The sequence below is a fragment of the Gammaproteobacteria bacterium genome, from assembly GCA_003696665.1.
Lineage (GTDB): Bacteria > Pseudomonadota > Gammaproteobacteria > Enterobacterales.
In genome coordinates, this window is record RFGJ01000297.1 from 1 (window position 1) to 6,054 (window position 6,054).

General features: G+C 53.5%; 5 protein-coding genes. 2 read left to right on the forward strand and 3 right to left on the reverse strand.

Annotated features, from left to right (window positions below; all coding sequences use genetic code 11):
- The coding region (locus tag D6694_08120) for a hypothetical protein (protein RMH42302.1) at positions 1-194 on the reverse strand (194 nt) is incomplete at its 3' end.
- A gap of 78 nt (positions 195-272) precedes the next feature.
- Between D6694_08120 and D6694_08125 the strand changes: the two genes are divergently transcribed.
- Both D6694_08125 and D6694_08130 read left to right on the forward strand, forming a co-directional pair.
- Positions 273-914 (forward strand): TetR/AcrR family transcriptional regulator, encoded by a 642-nt coding sequence (locus tag D6694_08125; protein RMH42303.1) that lies wholly within the window; start codon positions 273-275, stop codon positions 912-914.
- A 20-nt stretch (positions 915-934) separates the two neighbouring features.
- A complete protein-coding gene (locus D6694_08130; protein ID RMH42304.1) occupies positions 935-3,265 on the forward strand; it encodes an acyl-CoA dehydrogenase in 2,331 nt (776 codons plus the stop codon).
- Between the two features lie 58 nt (positions 3,266-3,323).
- Here D6694_08130 and hutH read toward each other — a convergent pair whose 3' ends face one another.
- Together hutH and D6694_08140 are read right to left on the reverse strand one after the other, a co-directional pair.
- The gene (gene hutH / locus D6694_08135; protein RMH42305.1) at positions 3,324-4,862 is read right to left on the reverse strand and encodes a histidine ammonia-lyase; all 1,539 of its coding nucleotides are present in this window, start codon (positions 4,860-4,862) and stop codon (positions 3,324-3,326) included.
- Between the two features lie 10 nt (positions 4,863-4,872).
- The coding region (locus tag D6694_08140; protein RMH42306.1) for a urocanate hydratase at positions 4,873-6,054 on the reverse strand (1,182 nt) is incomplete at its 5' end.

Here is a 6,054-nt window from a genome sequence, read left to right on the forward strand (position 1 = left end):
CGTATTAACCAACTGAAATAGAATGAAAAATTTGCCTTGAACTTGTTTGAATCTCCTTGGTCTATACTTACAGCAGTACCCAGTGATGGACCCCAAAAGCGGTCCAGTTTGCAGCGTTGCTCGCTAGCGCACTTAAGCTCGCTGACTTTCAACCCCCCCATTTGCCCGGCCTGATCTGTCAATGTTCCGGGCATTTTTTTATGGCTAATTTTCTTGACACCTCAGCGTGTTAAACATATGTTTGAAACACTTGTTCTAATGAGGATGGTAAGGTGTCCGAAACAAGGGCTCGCAAAATTCCAACCAAAGAAAAAGTGCTGCATGCGGCCGAGGTGCTGTTTGCCGAGCATGGTTTTACAGAGACTTCTTTGCGCCAAATCACCGAACGCGCTGGCGTCAATTTGGCTTCTGTCAACTATCACTTTGGTTCGAAGAAAGCATTAATTCAAGCGGTATTCGAGCGTTTTCTGGCGGCTTATTTCGAAACCGTTGATGAGCGATTGATCGAGATTGAAAAAAACAACCAGATCAATGCCAGGACGATTCTTCGGGCAATGGGAGAGGCACTGTTGTCGCTGGACAAAATGCGACCGGATGGTATGAGCATTTTTCTTAAGTTGCTGTGGCGAGCTTATGCCGAGTCACAAGGCCATCTGCGCAAATTGATGATGCTTCGTCACGGCCATACCGCGCGAAGATTTTTCCGTCTCGTGTATCAGGCGCTACCAAATCGTACGCCAGAAGACATCTTTTGGCGACTACACTTTGCAATGGGGGCAACGGTTTTCGCGCTTTCCGGCAAACGTGCGCTGTCGGAAATTAGCGAAGATGAATTCGGCGTAACAAGTGAAAGTGAAGCGATCGTTGAGCGACTCGTCGACTTCATTTCAGGTGGTTTGGCAACAAATTCTTAAGTGATACGGAGAAAGAAATGATGACGGTTTGGCTTGTGTTTGGGGTTCTTTTGATGGCCGTGGCTGTTGTGTTGTGGCAACCTCAGCTACGGAAAAATGCATTGACCCGGCCAATCATGCGGTGGTTTTCGCGGGCATTGCCGCCTATGAGCGATACCGAACGAGAAGCCATCGAAGCCGGTGACGTAGACTGGGATGGCAGTCTGTTTCAGGGAAATCCTGATTGGCGAAGTTGGTTGGCACGACCGAAACCGCAATTAAGACCAGAAGAACAAGCGTTCATGGATGAGCAAGTAAGTCGGTTGTGCGAAATGCTGGACGATTTCGAGGTGTCGTTTGCGCGTAAGGATTTGCCGGAGCCTGTGTGGGAGTACATTAAACGAGAAAGATTTTTCGGCATGATTATCCCTAAAGAATACGGCGGCCTGGGATTCTCCGCATTGGCGCACTCAGCGGTAGTGACGACGATTGCATCGCGCAGTATTGCGGCTGCAGTTACAGTGATGGTGCCAAATTCGTTGGGGCCTGCCGAACTCCTGTTGCACTACGGCACTCAAGAGCAGAAAGCGCATTATTTGCCTCGTTTGGCTGATGGTCGAGAAATTCCTTGTTTTGCCCTGACATCACCGGTAGCGGGCTCGGATGCTGGCGCACTGAATGATACGGGGGTGGTGTGCCGCGGGGAATGGCAAGGTGAAGAAGTCATTGGTGTACGTCTAAATTGGAACAAGCGTTATATCACGCTGGCGCCTGTGGCGACGGTGTTGGGTCTCGCGGTTCAACTGAAAGATCCCGAGGGCCTGATTGGCGAGCCTGGCGATCGGGGCATTACCTTGTTCCTCATTCCAACCAACCTGCCGGGCGTGCAAATCGGTCGCCGACACTACCCTATGTATCAGGCTTTCATGAACGGACCGACACAAGGTCAGGATGTTTTCGTACCATTGGATCATATCATTGGTGGCGTGGATTATGCCGGAAAAGGGTGGCAGATGCTGATGGAATGCCTTGCGGCGGGTCGTTCGATTTCACTGCCAGCCTTAGGGACGGCGAGCGGGAAGATGGCCTATCGGCTCACTGGCGCGTATGCCGCCATTCGTCAACAGTTTGGTACGGAAATTGCCAACTTTGAGGGTGTGGCAGAGGCCATGGCACAAATTGCTGGCGATGCCTATATGCTGGAAGCTGCCCGGTTGGCCACTGCGCAAACGGTCGACCGTCAAGTGAAGCCTGCGGTTTTGTCTGCCATTGCCAAGTACCATATGACGGAAGCGGGGCGGCGTGCCATTACCCATGCGATGGATGTGCACGGGGGGCGCGGCCTGATTGTTGGCCCACGAAACTATTTGGCAAACGGTTATATTTCTAATCCGATTGCGGTGACTGTGGAAGGCGCCAACATTCTGACGCGTAATCTGATTATCTTTGGACAAGGGGCGATGCGCTGTCATCCGTATGTTTTATCGGAAATTAAGGCCTTGGCCGACGATGATCTCGCGGCCTTTGATAAGGCATTTTGGGGGCACGTTCGCTATGTGCTGAAAAATTTGAGCCGCTCGGTGACAACTGGGCTGTTTGGGACCTGGTGGTTACCGCGTCCAGTCGAAGGGAGCGTTGGGCGCTACTGTCAGCAACTGACTCGAATGAGTAGCGCATTGGCCTTATTGACCGATGTGGCGATGGGCGTGCTCGGGGGCGAGTTAAAACGCAAAGAACGTTTGTCAGCACGGCTTGGAGACTTGCTCAGCCATCTTTATTTGGCGTCTGCCACATTGAAGTTTTTCGTTGATGGTGGACAGAAAGAGGAAGAACGTCCGTATGTTGAGTGGGTGGTTGAACGCGCATTGTGTGAATGTGAACAGGCAATCATGGCGTTTTGCCGAAACTTTCCGAATCGTATCTTGGGTGCGGTCCTCAAACGTTTGGTGATGCCATTTGGCCCGCGTCATCTTGGGCCCACGGATGATCTTGAACTTGCCATGGTGCAAAGCATGGTACGTGACTCTGACGTGCGGCGTCGACTTTCACAGTTTACTTACGTTCCAGCCGATGCTAACGATGCCACGGGCCGGGTCGAAATGGCGTTCCTAGCTGTTTTGGCGGCCGCACCTGCGGAGCGCAAGTTGCGCAAAGCGATTCGGCAAGGCTTGGTCGATCAAGCAGCTGTGCGTGACCAGCAGCTATCACAGGCGCTTAACAACGCCATATTGACCGAGCCAGAAGCGGCGCTCATTCGTGAGGCCGATGCAAGGCGTTGGGATGCTATTCAGGTCGATGATTTCTCGCCGGAGATTCTACTTGAGCCGCTACGTTGGCTTGACCAGATTGCAACGAGCGATAAAGTGGCTTGATTGTATCACTGGATGCCCCGGTCCAAGTGCACGGTAGTCCCTTTGGACCGGGGCTTTTTTATGCTTGTGCAGCGAAAGATGGCAGTAGCGGAAGAGCGTCAGCCAATACATCTGGACGACGCAATATTGCGCGTGCCTTGGCAATGTCCGGCGCAAAATAACGGTCCCTGTCATAATGCATCACTTCTGCCCGAAGGAAGGCATGAAATTTCTCCAGGCTGGGCGATGTTTTCAGCGGACGCCTGAAATCGATGGCCTGTGCCGCTGCCAAATATTCTACAGCGAGAATGCCATTGACATTGTCATTCATGTCGCGTAAGCGGCGTGCGGCGAAAGTCGCCATGCTGACATGGTCTTCCTGATTGGCCGAGGTGGGCAAACTGTCCACACTGGCCGGGTGCGCAAATGTTTTGTTTTCACTGGCTAGGGCGGCTGCCGTCACGTGGGCAATCATGAAGCCGGAGTTGACGCCACCATTTTCGACAAGAAAAGCCGGTAATCCAGACATATGCTTATCAATCAGGAGCGCCACCCGCCGCTCAGACAATGCGCCAATTTCGCTGATGGCGATGGCCAGATTGTCGGCGGCCATAGCCACAGGCTCCGCATGAAAATTACCGCCAGAGAGAATGTCATTATCATCCGGAAATACGAGCGGGTTATCGGAAACTGCGTTGGCTTCGGTGAGCAGCACTTGGGCAGCAAATCGGATTTGGTTTAGCACCGCCCCCATCACCTGTGGCTGACAGCGCAAGCAGTAGGGATCCTGCACGCGCTCACAATCTCGATGGGAGTCACGGATTTCGCTGCCTTGCAGGATCTTACGATAGGCGCGCGCGACATCGATCTGTGCTTCATGGCGACGAATATGATGAATGCGCTCATCAAACGGGGTATCTGAGCCTGCGGCACCATCGACGGACAACGCGCCGCATAATATCGCGCCGGCAAAATTGTATTCTGCTTCAAACAACCCGGCCAATGCCAAGGCCGTGGAAACATTAGTGCCATTAAGCAGTGCCAGCCCCTCTTTTGGGGCGAGTGACACAGGCTGAATGCCAGCTTTGGCAAGGGCGATTTCAGCTGGTTGCCATTGACCTTCATAGAAAACATCGCCAACGCCCATCATCGCAGCACTCAGATGGGCCAATGGGGCGAGGTCACCCGACGCACCAACACTGCCTTTTTCTGGAATGCATGGGTAGATGCCAGCATTGTACAGTGCAATCAGTGTGTGCAGTGTCTCACGTGTGATGCCAGAATAGCCTTGCGCGAGGGAGTTGATTTTGAGCGCCATGATGAGGCGAACCACATTCTCAGGCAGAGGGTCGCCGGTGCCAACCGCGTGGGAGAGCACAAGACTTTTCTGGAGCAGCGATAAATCGTCGTCACTGATTCGTGTGTTGGCGAGCAGGCCAAAACCTGTGTTGATGCCATAAACTGTCTTTTTCTGTGACAGCACGTCGGCAACCGTTTTGGCCCCTCTGTCAACCTGTTGCCAAGTGTTTTCAGGCAACACAATGGGCACATGTTGTTCATAAATGGTGCGCAGGTCGTTAAGCGTCAGATTACCTGGCACCAATGTCAACTTTTGCATGTCCAACACCTCATTTCTCGGGGTTAAGCATAGGCAAATCCAGGCCGTGCTCCCGTGCGCACTCAATGGCGATGTCGTAACCGGCATCGGCATGGCGCATGACGCCAGTACCGGGATCGTTGGTCAATACGCGTTCTAGACGGCGGTCGGCTTCTTCGCTGCCGTCACAGACAATGACCATGCCTGCGTGCTGCGAAAAGCCCATGCCGACGCCCCCGCCATGATGTAGGCTTACCCAGGTGGCACCACTGGCGGTGTTGAGTAACGCATTGAGTAGAGGCCAATCTGACACGGCATCAGAGCCATCGCGCATGGATTCTGTCTCACGGTTTGGACTGGCGACAGAACCGGAATCAAGGTGGTCACGGCCAATGACGATGGGGGCTTTCAATTCGCCACGCCGCACCATTTCGTTGAAAGCAAGGCCGAGTTTGGCGCGTTGGCCCAGGCCGACCCAACAGATGCGGGAGGGCAATCCTTGGAATTTGATGCGCTGTTGCGCCATGTCAAGCCAGTTATGCAAGTGCGGATCATCCGGAATAAGTTCTTTGACTTTGGCGTCTGTCTTGTAGATGTCCTCGGGGTCGCCAGAGAGCGCGGCCCAGCGGAAAGGACCGATCCCTCGACAGAAAAGGGGACGAATATAAGCGGGCACAAAACCCGGAAAATCAAACGCATTGGCCACCCCGGCTTCGAAGGCCATCTGTCGAATATTGTTACCGTAGTCAAAGGTCGGGACGCCTTGATTGTGAAATTCCAGCATGGCCTGTACTTGTTTGGCCATTGAGGCTTTTGCGGCGTCGACAACGGCCTCAGGGTTTTCCTGCCGCATCTGTTCGGCATATTCGAGTGTCCAGCCTTCCGGCAGATAGCCGTTCAGTGGGTCGTGGGCGCTTGTTTGATCCGTCACGGCATCCGGTCGGATACCGCGTCGCACGAGTTCAGGGAAAATTTCAGCCGCGTTGCCCAACAGACCAACGGATACCGGTGAATTGTGCTCGCACGCTTCTTTGATCCACGTAAGCGCGGTGTCGAGATTGTCTGTCCATTTATCCAGATATTTGGTCTGAATCCGTTTTTCTATGCGGGCCGGGTCGCACTCGACCGCCAACATGGAAAAACCAGCCATTGTCGCAGCCAACGGCTGCGCGCCGCCCATGCCGCCAAGGCCGCCAGTGAGAATCCACTTGCC

What these genes read in the sequence shown, in the direction of transcription:
- D6694_08130 (RMH42304.1), top strand. Translation starts at nt 935, where the DNA reads ATGACGGTTTGGCTTGTGTTTGGGGTTCTTTTGATGGCCGTGGCTGTT.
- hutH (RMH42305.1), bottom strand. Translation starts at nt 4,862, where the DNA reads ATGCAAAAGTTGACATTGGTGCCAGGTAATCTGACGCTTAACGACCTG.